The 17,830-nt window shown below is 64.6% G+C and carries 12 protein-coding genes and 1 pseudogene; 7 read left to right on the top strand and 6 right to left on the bottom strand.

Translation table 11 applies throughout. The annotated features are described in order from the left end of the window. The first annotated feature begins 77 nt into the window (after positions 1–77). Positions 78–1,019 (top strand): annotated as a pseudogene (locus tag ACVMB1_RS31735) (IS630 family transposase). A gap of 259 nt (positions 1,020–1,278) precedes the next feature. On the opposite strand, the gene ACVMB1_RS31730 reads toward ACVMB1_RS31735, so the two are convergent. The 3 genes from ACVMB1_RS31730 to ACVMB1_RS31720 form a co-directional block, all read right to left on the bottom strand. Next, positions 1,279–3,501, bottom strand: coding sequence for an acetate--CoA ligase family protein (locus ACVMB1_RS31730; protein ID WP_076834859.1), 2,223 nt, complete (start codon positions 3,499–3,501; stop codon positions 1,279–1,281). Between the two features lie 170 nt (positions 3,502–3,671). Beyond that, the gene (locus ACVMB1_RS31725) at positions 3,672–4,262 is read right to left on the bottom strand and encodes a class GN sortase (protein WP_076834860.1); all 591 of its coding nucleotides are present in this window, start codon (positions 4,260–4,262) and stop codon (positions 3,672–3,674) included. Positions 4,263–4,489: 227 nt separating this feature from the next. Beyond that, positions 4,490–6,703 carry a marine proteobacterial sortase target protein gene (locus ACVMB1_RS31720; protein ID WP_371852198.1) on the bottom strand — a complete coding sequence of 738 codons (2,214 nt, stop codon included), beginning with the start codon at positions 6,701–6,703 and terminating at the stop codon, positions 4,490–4,492. 253 nt (positions 6,704–6,956) lie between these two features. Between ACVMB1_RS31720 and ACVMB1_RS31715 the strand changes: the two genes are divergently transcribed. Beyond that, positions 6,957–7,721 carry a helix-turn-helix domain-containing protein gene (locus ACVMB1_RS31715; RefSeq protein WP_076834862.1) on the top strand — a complete coding sequence of 255 codons (765 nt, stop codon included), beginning with the start codon at positions 6,957–6,959 and terminating at the stop codon, positions 7,719–7,721. A gap of 275 nt (positions 7,722–7,996) precedes the next feature. Here the strand turns inward: ACVMB1_RS31715 and ACVMB1_RS31710 are convergent, their stop codons facing one another. Next, the gene (locus ACVMB1_RS31710) at positions 7,997–9,217 is read right to left on the bottom strand and encodes an ABC transporter substrate-binding protein (RefSeq protein WP_076834863.1); all 1,221 of its coding nucleotides are present in this window, start codon (positions 9,215–9,217) and stop codon (positions 7,997–7,999) included. Between the two features lie 125 nt (positions 9,218–9,342). Then, positions 9,343–10,884 carry an acyl-CoA synthetase gene (locus ACVMB1_RS31705; protein ID WP_057021198.1) on the bottom strand — a complete coding sequence of 514 codons (1,542 nt, stop codon included), beginning with the start codon at positions 10,882–10,884 and terminating at the stop codon, positions 9,343–9,345. Positions 10,885–11,099: 215 nt separating this feature from the next. Between ACVMB1_RS31705 and ACVMB1_RS31700 the strand changes: the two genes are divergently transcribed. From ACVMB1_RS31700 to ACVMB1_RS31685, 4 genes are all read left to right on the top strand, one after another. Continuing rightward, a complete protein-coding gene (locus ACVMB1_RS31700) occupies positions 11,100–12,236 on the top strand; it encodes an acyl-CoA dehydrogenase family protein (protein ID WP_057021199.1) in 1,137 nt (378 codons plus the stop codon). Positions 12,237–12,526: 290 nt separating this feature from the next. Then, positions 12,527–13,696 (top strand): acyl-CoA dehydrogenase family protein, encoded by a 1,170-nt coding sequence (locus ACVMB1_RS31695; RefSeq protein ID WP_057021200.1) that lies wholly within the window; start codon positions 12,527–12,529, stop codon positions 13,694–13,696. Further along, on the top strand, positions 13,696–14,352 hold the full coding sequence (locus ACVMB1_RS31690) for a glutathione S-transferase family protein (protein WP_076834864.1): 657 nt from the start codon (positions 13,696–13,698) through the stop codon (positions 14,350–14,352). The genes ACVMB1_RS31695 and ACVMB1_RS31690 overlap by 1 nt, the downstream gene beginning before the upstream one ends. A gap of 174 nt (positions 14,353–14,526) precedes the next feature. Further along, entirely contained in the window at positions 14,527–15,357 is an 831-nt protein-coding gene (locus ACVMB1_RS31685) for a helix-turn-helix domain-containing protein (protein ID WP_057021202.1), read from the top strand. A 143-nt stretch (positions 15,358–15,500) separates the two neighbouring features. On the opposite strand, the gene ACVMB1_RS31680 is transcribed toward ACVMB1_RS31685, so the two are convergent. Next, positions 15,501–16,724, bottom strand: coding sequence for an ABC transporter substrate-binding protein (locus ACVMB1_RS31680; protein ID WP_076834865.1), 1,224 nt, complete (start codon positions 16,722–16,724; stop codon positions 15,501–15,503). A 214-nt stretch (positions 16,725–16,938) separates the two neighbouring features. Between ACVMB1_RS31680 and ACVMB1_RS31675 the strand changes: the two genes are divergently transcribed. After that, a complete protein-coding gene (locus ACVMB1_RS31675) occupies positions 16,939–17,805 on the top strand; it encodes a BKACE family enzyme (RefSeq protein WP_057021261.1) in 867 nt (288 codons plus the stop codon). Positions 17,806–17,830 lie beyond the last annotated feature (25 nt).

Genomic DNA, 17,830 nt, shown 5'->3' with positions numbered 1-17,830 from the left:
TCGGAACAGTCAAAGGGGATTCCCACGGGCACGCAAATCAGATTCGGTGTTGCCCGCGACAACATGCGGGGCATGCGATGGCGAAGGGATACTCCAAGGACCTCAGGGTGCGTGCGGTTGAGCTTGTTGAGTCCGGCGAAAGCGCACGTGAGGCTGCGCGCATTCTCAATCTCGGCGCTTCGACTACGATCCGATGGATGGATCGTTGGAGGAAGACCGGAAACGTTGAGGCCAAGCCCGGCACCGGGCACAGCCGCTCGCCGTTGGAGCAGCACAAGCAGTGGCTGATCGAGCTGATCGCCGCGGAGCCGGACCTGACGCTCGAGGAGATCCGCGCGCGTCTGCGCTCTCAGAGAAAGCAAAAGGCCGGCATCGGTTCGATCTGGCGTTTCTTCGACCGTCACAGCATCACCTTCAAAAAAAACACTGCACGCCGCCGAGCAGGATCGACCTGACGTCGCTGCCGAGCGTGCCGCGCTGAAAGCCGAGCAGCCCAAGCTGCGTGCACCGCGCCTCATCTTTATCGACGAGACTGCGGTCACGACGAGATGGTCCGGCACTATGGGCGCTCTCCTCGCGGTGAGCGCCTCGTCTCTGGCGTGCCCCATGGTCACTGGAAGACGCTGACGCTTGTCGCCGCGCTGCGCATCGATGGCCTCACGGCGCCCTATGTCATCGACGGTGCAATGGATGGGCCCTCGTTCCTGGCTTATGTCGAGCAAGTCCTGGCGCCGACCTTGCGCAAGGGCGACATCGTCTTCATGGACAACTTGCGCACTCACAAGATCGCCGGTGTCCGCGAGGCGATCGAGGCTGTCGGCGCCCGCGTGCGTTATCTGCCGGCCTACTCGCCCGACCTCAATCCGATCGAACAGGCCTTCTCCCGGTTGAAAGCTGCGCTGCGCAAAGGCGCCACCCGCACGGTCCAAGCCCTGCTCAAACTCATCGGCAAACTCGTCAAGTCGTTTGCGCCGCAGATGTGTGCCAACTACTTTAGGCATGCTGGATACACCAGATGATCCACATCATGTGGAAAATGCTCTAGAGCCCCGTTCCGATTCCATCGGAACGGGAAAAGCTCTAGCGCGCGGTGGCGGTCGAAGCGCTGACGGGCTCAGAGTTCCGTCATCCCCGCGCAAAGGCTTCGCCTTTGTCGCTGGAGGAGCCGCGAAGCGGCGTCTCGAAGGATCGACGGCCACCAGCCGGGCCGTGCATCCTTCGAGGCTCGCTCCGCTCGCACCTCAGGATGACGGGGAAGGAAAAAGCGAGTATCGAACCCTAATGCCCCGCGGCCTTGTTCGCGGCGGCGTTGTTCAGCACGATCAGGCCGTCGACGGCGACGCCGAGCTTGCTGTTGATCAGGAACGGGTTGACGTCGATCGAGGCAATGCGGCCATTGGCGTCGGCCATCAGGTTGGAGAGCCCGACCAGCGCCTTCACTGCCGACGGCTCGTGCAGCGCGGGCTTGCCGCGATAGCCCTTCATCTTGACCCCGGCCTTGGTCCTGGCGATCAGCTCCTTCGCCTCGGCGGCGTCGAGCGGCGCGCCGGCGAGCGCGACGTCCTTCATCAGCTCGATATCGACGCCGCCGGTGCCGAACAGCGCGACGGGGCCCATCTCGGCGTCGAGCGAGGCGCCGACCACGAGCTCGAGGTCGGCCTTGACCTGTTGCGCGATCAGGATGCCCTCGAGTTTCGGCTTGCCCTTCAGCTTCTTCACTCGCGCGGTGATGTCGTTGAAGGCTTTCTTCACCTCGGCCGCATTGGCGAGATTCAGCACCACGCCGCCGATATCGGATTTGTGCAGGATGTCGGGGCTGACCACCTTGGCGACCACCGGGAAGCCGATCTGCTTGGCGATCTTCACGGCCTCGGCCGCGGTCTGCGCAACCTCTTCCTTTGAGATCGGGATGCCGTAGGCCTTGAGCAGCTTCTTCGAGGCGACCTCGTCGAGCGCGGCGGCGCCGTTGGCGGCCTTCAGCGTCTTCTCCAGCACCGCGCGCGCCGATGCCTTCGAGCTCGACGCGATATCGGGCACCTCCTTGCGCAGGCCGGCATATTCGATCAGCGATTTGATCGCGCCGACCGCGCGGTCGAGGCCCTGCATGACCGCGATATCGGGCAGCGATTTGCGCAGCCCCTTGGTAAATTCGGTGAAGCCGATCGACATCGCGCTGATATAGATCACCGGCTTGTTGGCCCGGCCCGCCATCTCGTTGACGATGCGCAGATTGCGCTCGCGCAGCTCGTGCGGCGCCTTCGGCAGCTCGGCATCGATGATGACGATATCGGTGTCGGGATCGTCGATCATGATCTTGATCGACTTCATGTAGACGGAGGGATCGACCACCGCGGCAAAGCCAGCGTCGAGCGGATTGCCGACAATGCTGCCGGGGCCGAGCATCTTCGCCAGCTGCTCCGATGCGTTCGGGCTCAGCGGCGCGAAGTTCAGCCCGGCGGAATAGAACGCGTCGATCAGGAGGCCGCGCTTGCCGCCCGACAGCGACACCGCCGCGAGGCGATTGCCCTTCGGCGGATCGGCATGCACGAAGCACTCGGTGGTTTCGATCAGTTCATCCAGCCCACGCACCCGGATCACGCCTTCGCGGGTCGAGATCGCATCGAAGGTCTCGATCGAGCCGGCGAGCGCGCCGGTATGCGCCATCGCCGCCGCGCGGCCGCCTTCGGAGGCGCCGAGCTTGAGCGCGATCACCGGCTTGCCGGCGGCGCGCGCGGCCTTGCAGGCATCGCGGAATACCTTCGTGTTCCTGACGCCTTCGAGATAGACCACGATGACACGGATGCTCGGATCGGCGGCGAAATAGCTCATCAGGTCCGGGGTCTCGAGGCCGGATTCATTGCCAGTCGTGACCATGTAGCCGACGCCGACCCCACGATCCTCCAGCGCCTGGCGGATCGCCATCACGATCGCGCCGGATTGGCCGGCGATCGCCACCGCGCCCTGCTCCATGGTGACGATGCGGTCGTCGATATTGGTGAACAGGTTCTCGCCGGCGCTGAGATTGCCGAGGCAATTCGGACCGGTGACCGCAAGCCCGGTCTCCTTGATCGCCTGCTTCAGCTCGACCGCAAGCCGCTGGCTTTCCTCATCCTGCAGCTCGCTGAAGCCCGAGGTGACGATGGTCGCCGAGCGTGCGCCGGCCGCGGCCGCATCGCGGATCACCTGCACGGCAAACCGGGCCGGCACCAGCACCAGCACATGGTCGGGTTTTTCGGGAAGGCTAGCGAAGTCCTTGTAGCAGGTTACGCCCCAGATCGCTTCGCGCTTGGCGTTGATCGGATAGAGGCCGCCGGCATATCCGTATTTGACCAGATTGTTCCAGATCCGTTCGGCGTAATTGCCGGGCTTGTCGGTGGCACCGACCAGCACGATGTTGCGCGGATGCAGCATCGCGTGGATGCTCTTGACGATATCACTGGCGTCAGCGGGCGGCGCCCATTCGTGGGACACATGAGACGCGGTGCTTGCGAAAGCTTCCATGGAGCCTGCCCTTATCCTTGTTGTCTTTGTTTCCTCTGGCCACGGCGGATCACCGTGAGGCGCGCGATTTTTCATTGTTTTTATGGCGAGGGAAAGGGGGTAGCAACTCATGCCGGCGCAGGTCAGGGCACCGCGCGCAATATCCCGGCAGGCGCAAAATTGATTGCGTATCAGGAACCCGATCCGCGCGGGCGCGAATCCGTTTCGACCAAAGTCGCGTGCAACAGATAACGCTCGGGCCCCGATGTCAGCGCATCGAACGGCCAGCAGGTCGACAGCACCAGTTCACGACGGTCGGTGAGCGGATCGATCCCCGATTGATCGAAGCGGACCACCGAACTGCGATCGGCCCGATAGCGAAACGTCTTGCCGTCGCTTCGCGTGACGTCGATCTCGTCACCGATTGTGACATCCCTCAGAAAGCGAAAATGCGTGTCGCGGTGAGCGGAATAGACCGCGACGCCCCGCTCGCCGGCATCGACTGTCTGTTCGACATGGCCGGGGCCGAACGCCAGCGCCTGGCCGCTGCTGCCGGCAAGCACGATCGCGGAGGCGTGCAGACGCTTCACCTCGATCCGCGCCACTGGCCAGGTATCGGCCCAGCTCCACGGCCTCACCGGCTGGCCGGTCGCGATGCTTTGTGTGAAGGCGCGCTCCAGCAGCACCTGTGCGAGCAGCGCCTTGGCGTGGATATAGGCGCCCTGGCCGAACAGGATCAGGCCGATGAGGGCGAAGGCGAGGGATGGGATGAAGCGGGGCATTGTTGCGCCTGTTGCTGTCATTCCGGGATGGTCCGAAGGACCAGACCCGGAATCTCGAGATTCTCAGGCGCGCAAGCGCGCACCATAGTTCGATGCTGCGCGTCGCCCCGGAATGACATTGCGGGTTGGAAAAAAAGTTGCGCGCGCGGCCCCTGGGGGACGGGTGGGAACGCCGCGCGCGCTCTTGAAGGAGGAGGTTGGGGGGCACCTCCTCCTTTCATCCGACGTCATTGGGGCGACGTCTGACGCCGGTTGAACACCAGGAGGAGAATGCTCACCGTGAGCAGGATCACGCCCGCGATCATCTTCAGCTCCGCATCGGTCGCGGTCTTCGGCAGCTGGATCGTGCCGGGACCTTGCGTGGCGACCGGTGACCGCTTCAGCGCAGCGAGCTGCAGGTTGCCGTCGCCGGCGCGCCGCTCGCCCGGGACGGCCGGCAGACTCGGACGCTCGCCGAACAGCTTCGCGAAATCCCAGCCGGCGGGCAGGTTGAGCGGGAGTTCGCTCAACTTCAGCGGCTCGCCTTCCGGGCGGCTCGGCGTCTTGTCGACCGCGACAAGGCTGGTCAGCCGCGTGACGAGCTGATGCTCCAGCGCCAGCGCGAGGATGGTCTTGTCGGCGTCCTCGGGGTTCTGCTGCCGCGTGGTGCGCGCCACTTCGGCATCGGCGATCTTGCGCCGGGCCCACAGTTTCGACAGGCCCTTGCCCTCAGCGGCATTCGCGAGCGGCAGCGTCACGCTCCACGGGCGATCGCCGATACGGCCCTTGATCTCGACCGAGCCGGCCAGCTTGTCGAGCTTGGCGGCCAGCACCAGCGGCTCGTCGCGATAGACGTCGGGCAGTGCCGACGGTGTCAGGTCGGCCGTCGCCTCGGAGAATTTCGCGGAGAGGCTAGTCACCGCGGGATTTTCCAGCTTGGCGAACAGGCCGCGCATGCGCTCGTCGACCTGCTCGACCGAGCCGATATGGGTGAAGGTGCCGCGGCCGAGTTCGGCGGCGCGCGTCATCAGATAGGTGTTCGGCGCCGAGCCGATGCCGACCATGAACACCCGCGAGCGGCCGCGCAGCGCGCTGATGGTCTCGAACAATTGCTGCTCGTTGCCGATGGCGCCGTCGGTCAGGAACACGACCTGACGGACGTAGTTGGCGTCGTCATGGTTGGTGTCGGACAGCGCTGCGCGCATCGCCGGCACCATCTCGGTGCCGCCGCGGGCCTGCAGCGCGCTGACGAACGCCGTCGCGTTGCCGACATTGGCGTTGTTTGCCGCGACCGGTGCCGGATACAGCGTGTCCATGGTGTCGTCGAACCGGATCACGTTGAAGCGATCGGTCGGCTGCAAGCGACCGATCGCGTAAGTCAGGCTCGCTTTGGCCTGGATGATCGAGGTGCCACCCATCGAACCGGAATTGTCGATCACGAAGATCACTTCGCGCGGCAACGGCTTCTGTTGCGCCTGCTCGACCGACGGCGGGGTGACGAAAGCGAGCAGATAGTCGGAATTGCCGACATGCTCGCGGAATAGCCCGACCGACGGCGCCTTCTCGGCGGCCGGCTTCCAGGTGAGCTCGAAATCACGATCGGCCGGCACCGGGCCTTCGGCGAGCTTGACGAGCCGCGTGGTGCTGTCGGGGCTCTCGATCCTGACCTGGTGGAAATGGCTCGTCACCTCGCCGAGCGCGAAGCCGGCGTTCAGATGCACCGTGATGTTGGTCGGATTGACCGGCGCATTTGTGGCAGGGTCGAGCACTTCGGGGGAGATGCGGTCGCGGTCCGGCACGGGATCGGTTGACGTGGCGCCCCAGCCGTTGCCGTCGGCGCGGAGATCGACGCTTTGCACCACCGGGCGCGGATTGTAGCGCGGGCCGACCACCATCGGCACCCGCAGCGAGAACTCGCTGCCGTTCTGCTGCACCGGCTCCTGATATTCGATCTGCACCAGCACGGTTTCGCCGGGGCCGATATTGGCAACGGAATTGGTGAAGATGTTGGGCCGCTCCTGTTCGGTGAGCGCGGCCTTTTGGCCATTCTGCTTGGCCTGCTCATAGATGGCGCGAGCCCGCTGCCGCTCCTTGATGTCGCCGACCACGACGTGGTCGCCGACCACCATCTTCAGCGTGTCGACCGCGCCGCCCGCCGGCAGCGGATAGACATAGGTCGCCTCCACCCAGTCCTTGGTCGGGTTGCGGAAGATCTGCGTGACGCGGGCGCGGACCGTCGGACCCGACACGGTGAGGTCGACGTCAATGCCGAGCCTCAGCGCATCCCGATAGCCGTCATCGGTCTTGAACAGCAGCGAGCCGGAGCGCGCATCTGATGGACGCAGCACCGCCTGTCGCGGCAGTTCGGCCGACCACACCGGATCGAAACTCACGAACAAGGCCGCAAAGCCGATCACCAGCGCGGCCACACCTTCCACCAGAAAGAACAGCGCAATGCGCATCCTGCGCGACAGGCGGATCTCCGGGCTGCTCTCACATGCATCGTAAATCGTCATTTTCGTCACTCCCGAGCGAGGCTTTCGCTGCCTCGCGATCATGGAGAACGGCGGTTTTGGCGCGAGCAGAATGATCGGCAATGATTGGCCGCCGTCCGGCGCGGCCCGCCGCCGGCTGAGGCGGATTTGTGCGGTTTGGTGATGGATTGTCCGGTCTGCTAGACTGCGCGGAATCAAGGGGAACCGGGCAGGAATCTTGATGCCGACGCCTGACAAGCAGCTATCCGCCGAGCAGAGCCAGCAGGTAGCGGAGACCATCCGCGAGGAAATCGCGCGCCGCCGCATCTCGCGGCAGACGCTGGCCGAGCAGGCCAAGCTCAGCCTCTCGACCCTGGAGAAGGTGCTCGGCGGCCGCCGCCCGTTCACGCTTGCGACCACCGTGCGGCTGGAGCAGGCGCTGGGTGTGTCCTTGCGCAAGCTGCCGGAGACGATCACGGTGGCCGCACCCGCCAATGGCGGGATCGCACCCGACAGCCTCGGGTCCTATTCGCGCCGCGCGGTGGCGCGCATCGAAGGGACCTACATCACGGTGCGGCCGTCGTTCGGCGAGCAGGGCGCGCTCTATGCCTATCGGACGGAGATCACCTGGGACGAAGCGTCGTCGTCGCTCGGCTTTCGCGAGGGCGAGCGGCAGGACGCCGACTATACGCAGTACGGCGAAGTCGCGGTGCCCAATGAATCCGGCTTCGTCTACCTCGTGACCAACAGGCACGGCCAGCATCGCGTGATCACGGTGTCGCGCCCGCGCAATTCCGGCGAGATGTACGGCATCATCACGACGCTGCTCGCCGGCCGCGGCTCGCTGCTGACGCCGGTCGCCGCGCCGATCGCGTTCCTGCCGGTGAAGAACGTGCCCAAGCCCAGCCTCGGCCGGGTGTCGGCGGATGACGCGAACTACGCCGCCTATCGCGAGCATTTGCGTCGAACGATCGATGAGCCGTTCGCGATTTTCTTGCCGGGATGACAACGGCAGAGTTAGGTCCGTCATCCTGAGGTGCGAGCCTTGCGGCGCGATTGCGCCGCTGGGCGAGCCTCGAAGGATGCACGGCCCGTATGCATCGACTCGGGAGAGAGCCCGGCCGTCGACCCTTCGAGACGCCGCTTCGCGGCTCCTCAGGGTGACGGTGAGATAGCTTGCGCGTCGCTCGGCTTGGCTTCACCCGCGATTCGCAAAACAAACGAAGCCGCCCGGATGGGCGGCTTCGCGATGGCTGATGTTTGGTGGCGGTGCGCGTCACGCTAGCCGCCGGTCTCGGCGCTGATGATGTCGCCGAACAGCTCCCACTGCCCGTTCTTGAACTGCATCATCTTGAGCTGCTCGACCGGCGCGAAGTCGGTCGCGCTGGTGTTGATCCTGATGCCGGGGATCAGCGTGTCGGGCGCAAAATCCTTCAGGCTCGCGGCCTGCTTCATCACGTTCTCACGTGTCAGGTTGTCGCCGGCCTGCTTCAGCACCTGCACCATGGTCTGCGCCGCGGCGTAGCCATAGACCAGATTGGCGTCGGCGAGGTTGGAGCCCGGCATGTACTTCTCGGCGAAGGCCATGAACTTCTTCATGCCCTCGTCATTCTTCCATTGCGGATCGGACGCGTCCTTCAGGTAGCCGGCCGACAGCACGCCTTCGGAAGCTTCAAGCCCGGCGGGCTTCATCACCGCGCCGATCGAGATCGAGACGTCGGTCATCACCTGCATCGGCTTCCAGTTGAGCTCGGCGATCTTCTTGATCGCCTGCGCCGCGAATTTCGGCGTCGAGATGTTGACGAACACGTCGGCGCCGGTGTCCTTCAGCTTGACGATGTGGGAGTCGATCGACGGTTCGGTGGTCTCGTAGCTCTCTTCGGCGACGATCTTGACGCTCGACTTGTCGAGGATCTCCTTCAGGCCGACCAGGTAATCCTTGCCGAAATCGTCATTGGCATAGAAGATCGCGACCTTGGCATCCGGCTTGGCCTTCAGGATGTACTTGCCGAAGATCCGCGCCTCGACGCGATAGCTCGGCTGGAAACCCATGGTCCACGGGAAATCCTTCGGATCGTTCCACTTGCTGGCGCCGGTGGCGAGGAACAGCTGCGGCACCTTCTTGGCGTTGTGATACTTCTGCACCGCGGTCTGGGTCGGCGTGCCCAGCGCGTTGAACACCAGGAACACTTCGTCGCTCTCGATCAGCTTGCGGATCTGCTCCACGGTCTTCGGCGGCGAGTAGCCGTCGTCATAGGAGATCCAGTTGATCTTGCGGCCGTTGATGCCGCCCTGGTCGTTGATCATCTTGAAATAGGCTTCTTCGGTCTTGCCGATGACGCCGTAGGCGGAGGCGGGACCGCTATAGGCCTCGACATTGCCGATCTTGATCTCGGTGTCGGAGGCGCCGGTATCATACTTCTTTTGTGCAAAGGCGGCCTGGGTGGAGAGCAGGCAGAGCGCCGTGGCGGTTGCCAGCAGCGACAGTGTTGTTGTTCTCATAAAGGAAATTTCCTCGATTGATCTTGGTTGGGGACTTACGCAACGAACCCGCAGCCGGTCCCGGCAGACGGCAGCGGGGCAATCCTTGTCGCGGCGAATTCCGGAACGCGCGGCGCGCGTCTGGCTCACCCCGCGGTATCGGTTGGCTTCGGCCGGCTGAATTGTTGCCGGAGCGTCGGCTTATGAATTTTGCCTGTCGCGTTTCGCGGCAGGACCTCGATGAATTCGATCAGGCGCGGGCATTTGAACCGCGCCAGATTGGCCTGGCAATGCGCGTGGACCTCGGCCGGGGTCAGCGAATGGCCGGATTTCACGGCAATGATCGCCATGCCGACTTCGCCCCATTGCTCGTCGGGGATGCCGATCACGGCGGCTTCGGCGACGGCCGCCAATTGATGCAGCACGCTCTCGACCTCGGCCGGATAGACGTTCTCGCCGCCCGAGATGTACATGTCCTTCCAGCGGTCGACGATGTAGTAGAAGCCTTCCTCGTCGATCCGCGTGGCGTCGCCGGTGTGCAGCCAGCCGTCGGTGAAGGAGGAGGCATTGGCGTCCGGCCTGTTCCAGTAGCCCGGCGTGATGTTCGGGCCCTTGACCCAGAGTTCGCCGAGCTCGCCGACCGCGGCGTCGCTGCCGTCGGGCCGCACGATGCGGACCTCGGTGTGCAGCACCGGCTTGCCGGAGGAGCCGGCCTTGCGCGCGGCATCCTCGCGGTCGAGCACCATCACCGCCGGCGAGGTCTCGGTCATGCCGTAGCCCTGCTGCAGCGCGACGCCGCGCGCCTCCCAGGTCTTGAGCAGCGGCACCGGCATCGGCGCGCCGCCGACGCCGCCAATCACGAGGCGGCTGAAATCCGCTGTGGCGAAGGAAGGATGCTGCGCCATGAACTGGTAGATCGCGGGCACGCCGAAGAACACGTTGATGCCCTGCAAGGGATCGCCGATCAGCTTCAGCGCCTCGCCGGGATCGAAGGCGCGCATGATCAGCACGGTGCCGCCGGCATGCAGCACCGGGTTGGTGTAGCAATTCAGCCCGCCGGTGTGGAACAGCGGCAGCACCGTGAGCAGCACCGAGGCCGGCGAGATGTAGGCGGGGCCGCCGAGATTGACGCAATTCCAGAACGTCATCCCATGAGTGATGATCGCGCCCTTGGGCTGGCCCGTCGTCCCCGAGGTGTACATGATGGTCGAGATGTCATCGAGCATGACCTCCTCGAACCGTTCGAGCGGCGCGGCTGCCGCAATGCCGGTCTCATAGGCGCCGCCCGGGCCGAGCCTCACGGTCGCAGCGACATTGCAGAGCTTTGCCACCGCAAGCGCGGTCTCGGCGAGGTCGTCGTCATGGATCATCACCTTCGGCGCGGCGTCGCCGGTGATGTAGCGCAGCTCGGGAACGGTGAGGCGGGTGTTGAGCGGCAGAAAGATCGCGCCGATCCGGAAGCAGGCGAACTGCACCTCCAGCGTATCCGTCGTGTTCAGCGCCAGCACCGCGACGCGGTCGCCGCTGGCAACCTTGAGCCCATCGCGCAGCCAGGCCGCGAGCCGCGACACGCGGGCGTCGAGCTCCGCATAGCTGAAGCGGCGTCCGCTGGCGAGATCGACAAGCGCCATCTTGTCCGGCGTGCGCCGGCGATGATGCGCGATCCAGTCGTAGTAACGAACCGGCAAATTTCCCTCCTCCGGAACGGCAGTCTTGCGCCGCCTGTTCCTGGCTCAATTGATGCCATGAATTGGCAGTGGAGGGGGCGTATAAGGATACTGTCTTGCGTTTAGTGGCTGGCAAATCGCCGGACCGGGCGTCGGCACCGATGGCAGCCACTCGACGCAAGTGAACCGGGAGAAATCCGGACATCGTCGGAGGGAAGAATCAACGGAGCACGCGGATGGCAAACCCGTTCTACACCGGCGAGCATGAGGCCTTTCGCGAGGTGATGCGGCGCTTTGTTGCCAGGGAAATCGAGCCTTATGCCCATCAATGGGACGAGGACGGCGAGTTTCCGCGCGAGCTCTATGCCAAGGCGTCCGCGATCGGGCTACTCGGCCTCGGCTTCCCGGAAGAATATGGCGGCATCGCCGCCGACCAGTTCATGAGAATCGTGGCCTCGCAGGAGCTGGCGCGTGCCGGCGCCGGCGGCGTCTCCTCGAGCCTGATGAGCCACACCATCGGTTCGCCGCCGATCGCCCGTGCCGCGCGACCCGAGGTCAAGGCGCGGGTGCTGCCGGAGGTGCTCGCCGGCAAGAAGATCTCCGCGCTCGCGATCACCGAGCCGAGCGGCGGCTCCGATGTCGCGAACCTGCGCACCAGGGCGCGGCGCGACGGCGATCACTACGTCGTCTCCGGCGAGAAGACCTTCATCACCTCGGGCATGCGCGCCGACTATCTGACGGTCGCGGTGCGCACCGGCGGCGAAGGTCCCGGCGGCGTCAGCCTGCTGTTGATCGAAGGCAATACGCCCGGTCTGTCCCGCACCAAGCTGAAGAAGATGGGCTGGTGGGCGTCGGATACCGCGACGCTTCACTTCGACGAATGCCGCGTGCCGGTCGAGAACCTGATCGGCGAGGAAGGGCAGGGCTTCAAGATCATCATGCAGAACTTCAACAGCGAGCGCATGGGCATGGCGGCGAGCTGCACCGCCTATGCGCGCGTCTGCCTCGACGAGGCGGTCGCCTATGCCAAGGAGCGCAAGACGTTCGGCAAGCCGATCGCGCAGCACCAGGTGATCAGGCACAAGATCGTCGACATGGCACAGAAGGTCGCGGTCTCGCAGGCGATGCTGGAAATGCTGGCATGGCGGCTCGGCCAGGGCGAAAGCCCGGTCGCCGAGATCTGCATGATGAAGAATCAGGCGACCCAGACCATGGCGCATTGCGCCTCCGAGGCGGTGCAGATCTTCGGCGGCGCCGGCTTCATGCGCGGCGTCAAGGTCGAGCGTATCTACCGCGAGGTCAAGGTCAACGCCATCGGCGGCGGCACCGAGGAGATCATGAAGGACCTCGCGAGCCGGCAGATGGGGTTGTGATCGCGTCAGGTGATGATGTGGTCGCGGCGAAAAGGCGGATTGTGAACCCTCCCCCTGAAAGGGGGAGGGCAGGGTGGGGGTCAAGCCGCGAGTCGGACTGCTAGTTTGACCCCCACCCGGCCCGCTCGGCATAGCCGAACGTGCCGACCTCCCCCTTTCAGGGGGAGGTGAGAAGGCAAGGTCATTCCGGGGCGCGCGCCAGCGCGAACCCGGAATCCAGAGGTAATGGATCGAGATTCCGGGTTCGATGCTTCGCATCGCCCCGGAATGACAAAGGATAGTTCGAGAACATGCTCTTCACCGCCGACCACGACGAACCGCGCCGCGCTCTACAGAAGTTCATCGCGGCCGAGATCAATCCCCATGTCGACGAATGGGAGAAGGCCGACATCTTCCCGGCGCATGAGCTGTTCAAGAAGCTCGGCGATCTTGGCTTCCTCGGCCTCAACAAGCCGGTCGAGTTCGGCGGCCAGGGACTGGATTATTCCTACGCGCTGATGATGGCCGAGGAGCTAGGCGCCATCACCTGCGGCGGCGTGCCGATGGCGATCGGGGTGCAGACCGACATGGCGACGCCGGCGCTGGCGCGGTTCGGCTCCGACGAGGTGCGGCGCGAATTCCTCAGCCCGGCGATTGCCGGCGATCAGGTCGCCTGCATCGGCGTCTCCGAGCCCGGCGCCGGCTCCGACGTCGCCTCGATCAAGACCAGTGCGCGCGCCGACGGCGACGACTACGTCATCAATGGCGGCAAGATGTGGATCACCAACGGCACCCAGGCCGACTGGATCTGCCTGCTCGCCAACACCAGCGACGGCCCGGTCCATCGCAACAAGTCGCTGATCTGCGTGCCCATGAAGACAAAGGGCGTGCAGATCGCGCGCAAGCTCGACAAGCTCGGCATGCGTTCGTCGGATACGGCGCAGATCTTCTTCGACAATGTCCGGGTGCCGAAGCGCAACCGGATCGGCGAGGAGGGCCAGGGCTTCACCTACCAGATGATCCAGTTCCAGGAGGAGCGGCTGTGGGGTGCGGCCGCCTGCCTCAAGGCGCATGAATTCATCATCAACGAGACCATCGACTACACTCGCAACCGCAAGGCGTTCGGCGGCTCGATCCTCGACAATCAGGTGGTGCACTTCAAGCTCGCGGAAATGCAGACCGAGGTCGAGCTGCTGCGCTCGCTGATCTATCGTGCCGGCGAGGCGCTGGTGGCCGGCGAGGACGTGACGCGGCTCGCGACCATGGCCAAGCTGAAGGCCGGCCGGCTCGGCCGCGAGCTTACCGATGCCTGCCTGCAATATTGGGGCGGCATGGGTTTCACCAACGAGACGCCGGTCAGCCGCGCCTATCGCGACAGCCGCCTGACCTCGATCGGCGGCGGCGCCGACGAGGTCATGCTCATGGTATTGTGCAAGATGATGGGCACGCTGCCTGGCCTGAAGCAAAAGGGAAACGCCTGATGATCACGCTCTATCACTGCGACGCCGCGCGCTCGTTCCGTCCGCTGTGGATGCTGGAGGAGCTCGGGCTTGCCTATGAGCTGAAGATGCTGCCGTTCCCGCCGCGGGTGTTCGCCAAGGAATATCTCGGCATCAATCCGCTCGGCACCATCCCGTTCATGATCGATGGCGAGACCAGGATGACGGAGTCCTCCGGCATCTGCCATTATCTCGGCACCAAATACGGCCCGACGCCGCTGATCGTCGGCGTCGACGAGCCGGCCTATGGCGCGTTCCTGAACTGGATGTATTTTTCCGACGCGACGCTGACCTTCCCGCAGACGCTGGTGCTCCGCTACAGCCAGCTTGAGCCGGAGGAGCGGCGCAACCCGCAGGTCTCGGGCGATTATGCAAAATGGTTCCTGGGCCGCCTGCGCGCGGTCGAGGCCGCCGCCGCGAAGTCGGAATTCCTCTGCGCGGAACGCTTCACCGCAGCCGACATCGCCAACGGTTATGCGCTCCGTCTCGCCAGCAATATCGGCCTCGCCAAGGATTTCGGGCCGAATGTCGCGGCCTATTGGGCGCGGCTGCAGCAGCGCGACGGTTACCAGCGCGCGGTCGCGGCGGAGCAAAAAGCCGGTCAGGAACAGAGCGTTGCGCCGCGGGCGCGGCGTTAGCGCTCGTCATTCCGGGATGGTGCGTTAGCACCAGACCCGGAATCTCGAGATTCCGGGTTCGATGCTGTCGCATCGCCCCGGAATGACGACGTTTCGTTGCAGTGACAGCGTGCGAATTTGCGTTATGGTAGCTCCGCCGCAGCGGCCCAAAGAGCCGCGCGAGGAGGAACCGCCATGGACGCGATCGTGGACGCGAAGTGCCAGAGCTCCAGCCAGCAATCCGGTCACCGGATGCTGATCACGCCGGAACGGGTGTTCTATGCCGGGCTGCTCGGACGCCCGCGCGAGCGCTGTCCCGGTGCATTCCATGTCTATGTCGCGATCCGCGACGGCTTGCATCTGTCGACCAGCGAAGGCCGCGAGTCGCATGGCGAACTCGCGGTGACGATGCCGAACCTGCGCCACACCATCACCAGCGAATATCGCTCGGCGATCTGCGTCGCGATCGAGCCGGAAAGCGTGCCCGACGGCACGCTCGAAGCCGTCGCCCGCCGTCTGCAAGGATCGGACTCCCATCTGTTCGCCAATCGCATTCGCAACGCCTATGCGACGCTCGCCGAGATGCAGCATCGCGACGCGATCGCGAATGCCGAGTTCGACACCATGTGCTTCGGCGACGCGCTGCCGCAGCGCGTGCTCGATCCGCGTGTCGTGCGCGCGATCGGCCGCATCGGGCAATTCTCCGGCGAGCCGGTGACCGCGGCAGGCTGCGCCGCCGAGGCCGGGCTATCGCCCTCGCGCTTCCTGCATCTGTTCAAGGAGGAGACCGGGATCTCGTTCCGCTCCTTCCGCGCCTGGAAGCGCGCGCGGCATCTGCTGCACTTCGCCAACCAGGACATCAACCTCGCGCATCTCGCGCAGGATATCGGCTATCCCGATAGCACGCATTTCAGCCACTCGATCCGTCGCTTCTATGGCTTGAAGCCGCGCGCGATCTTCTCCGGCTCGCGGGACCTTGCGATCTACCGCACCGGGCAAACCGCGAGCGAGCGCGCGCTGACGTAACCTCCGCTGTCGTCCCGGCTTTCGCCGGGACCCATACCGCGTGATCTATCCGTGATGCGGGATGGCAGACGCGCTGTTAAATAATGAGCAGCGGTGGTTATGGGTCCCGGCCTTCGCCGGGACGACATTGGGGTTGTTCTCCGCTACAAATTCGCGCCCTGGATCACCTCCCCGAACCGCAGCCAGCCCGGACCTTCGATCCGTTGCAGCTGAAGCTGCTGCAGCGGGTGATGATTGGTCGGGCTGGTGTTGACGCGGATGCCGGGCAACAGCGTCGGCACCTCGATGTCCTTCAGGTTGTTGGCCTGCGCCATGATGTTGTCGCGCGTGAAATTGCCCTTGCACTGCTCGAGCACGATCTTCAGCACCTGCGCCACCGTGTAGGCGTAGAGGTTGTAGCCTTCCTTCGGATTGCCGTCGGGGAAGTACTTCTCCATGAAGGCGAGGAAGTTCTTCACGCCGGGATCATTGGCCCAGGCGGGGTCGGCGACGTCCTTGACATAGGCCGACGAGATCGTGCCCTGCGACTTGTCGAGGCCGACAGGCGCGATGGTCGAGGAGATCGAGGCGGCGCCGCTGGCGATGAAGTGCATCGGCTTCCAGCCGAGCTCATAGATCTTGCGGATCGACTGCGCGCAGAACTTTGCCGTGGTGCCGGAGATCAGCACATCTGGGTTGCCGCCGCGCAGCGCAACGATCTGGGAATCGATCGTGGGATCGGTAACCTCGTGCGAGGCCACCACGGCCGCGGTCGCGAACCGCTCGCCGAGCACGTCCTTGGCTCCGGCGACGAAATCCTTGCCGAGGTCGTCGTTCTGGTAGAGCACCGCGAATTTCGCGTTCTTGTTCTGGCTCAGTGCATACTTGACGAACACCTGCGCCTCGGTCCGCGCGCTCGGCGCAAAGCCCATGGTCCAGGGATAGGTCTTGTAGTCGCCCCATTTGTCGCCATTCACCGACAGGAACAAGTGCGGCACCTTGGCGGCGTTGATGTATTTGACGACCGACGAGTTCGGCGCGGTACCGAGCATGTTGAACAGGAAGGCGACATTGTCGCTTTCGATCAGGCGGCGCACCTGCTCGACCGTCTTCGCCGGGTTGAACGCATCGTCGTAGTAGATGTATTTGATCTGCCGGCCGGCGATGCCGCCCTGCTCGTTCAGCATCTTGAAATAGGCTTCCTGGCAGCGCGCCTGCACGCCGAGCGCGGATACCGGGCCGCTCAGGGAGGTGGTGCTGCCGATCCTGATCTCGGTCGCGGTGACGCCTGGCGTGTCGTCGGCCAGCGAAGGCTTAAGACCCGCGACCGCGGCAAGTCCCGCGCCTGCCGCGCCGGTGAGCCATGTGCGCCGGTTGATCGAGACCATGACGTTCTCCCCGTGATGCCGGCTTGTTGCGCCGCTTCTGCTTGGCAGCAAGGTTAGGCGTGATACGGGCGCCGCGTCTTGTGTTAACCGGCTGGCGGCAGATCGTGTCGTCGCCGCATCCACTTAGCCAGTCAACGCAAGATGGCGCGAAGGCAAAGTTCTCATCATGGCGAAATCAGCAGCGCATGTGCGCTGCAAAGCGGACAAGAGACCCATGAGCGACAAGGCCGTCATCACCTGCGCGCTGAACGGCGTGCTTACCGACCCGAAGCAGCACAACGTTCCGGTGACGCCCGAACAGATGGCGCGCGAGGCCAAGGCCGCGTTCAACGCCGGCGCCAGCATCATGCACATCCATCTGCGGCAGCAGGAGCCGAACAAGGGCCACCTGCCGTCGTGGGATGTCGGCGTCAGCAAGGAGATCCAGCAGGCGATCCGCGAGGCCTGCCCCGGCGTGATCATCAACCACACCACCGGCACCTCTGGCCCGAACTACCAGGGCGCGCTCGATTGCGTGCGCGAGACGCGGCCCGAGATCGCCGCCTGCAATGCCGGCTCGCTGAATTATCTGAAGGTGAAGGCCGACAACACCTGGGCCTGGCCGCCGATGATGTTCGATAACGCGGTCGAGAAGGTGCAGGACTATCTCGACGTGATGAAGGCGGCCGGCACCATTCCCGAATTCGAGTGCTTCGATGTCGGCATCGTGCGTTGCGTTGGCATGTACCGGCAGACCGGGATGTATTCCGGTCCGCTCGAATACAATTTCGTGATGGGCGTCGCCTCGGGCATGCCGGCCGATCCGGAGCTGTTGCCGATCCTCCTGAAGCTGAAGGCGCCGGAGGCGCATTGGCAGGTCACCGCGATCGGCCGTGCCGAGATCTGGCCGCTGCACCAGCGCGCCGCCGACCTCGGCGGCCATCTGCGCAGCGGGCTCGAGGATACGTTCTATCTCGGCGACGGCACCAAGGTGACGTCGAACGGGCAGCTCGTCGAAGGTCTCGCCGCCTGCGCGCGCCGCGCCGGCCGCGAGATCGCGAGCCCGGCCGAGGCGCGGCAGATTTTTGGAACGCGACACTGACCGTCATTCCGGGGCACGCGAAGCG

The organism is Bradyrhizobium sp. USDA 4504 (genome assembly GCF_054063995.1).
The sequence above is the reverse complement of the archived record's forward strand: the minus strand, read 5'-3'. Positions and strand labels throughout refer to the sequence as shown.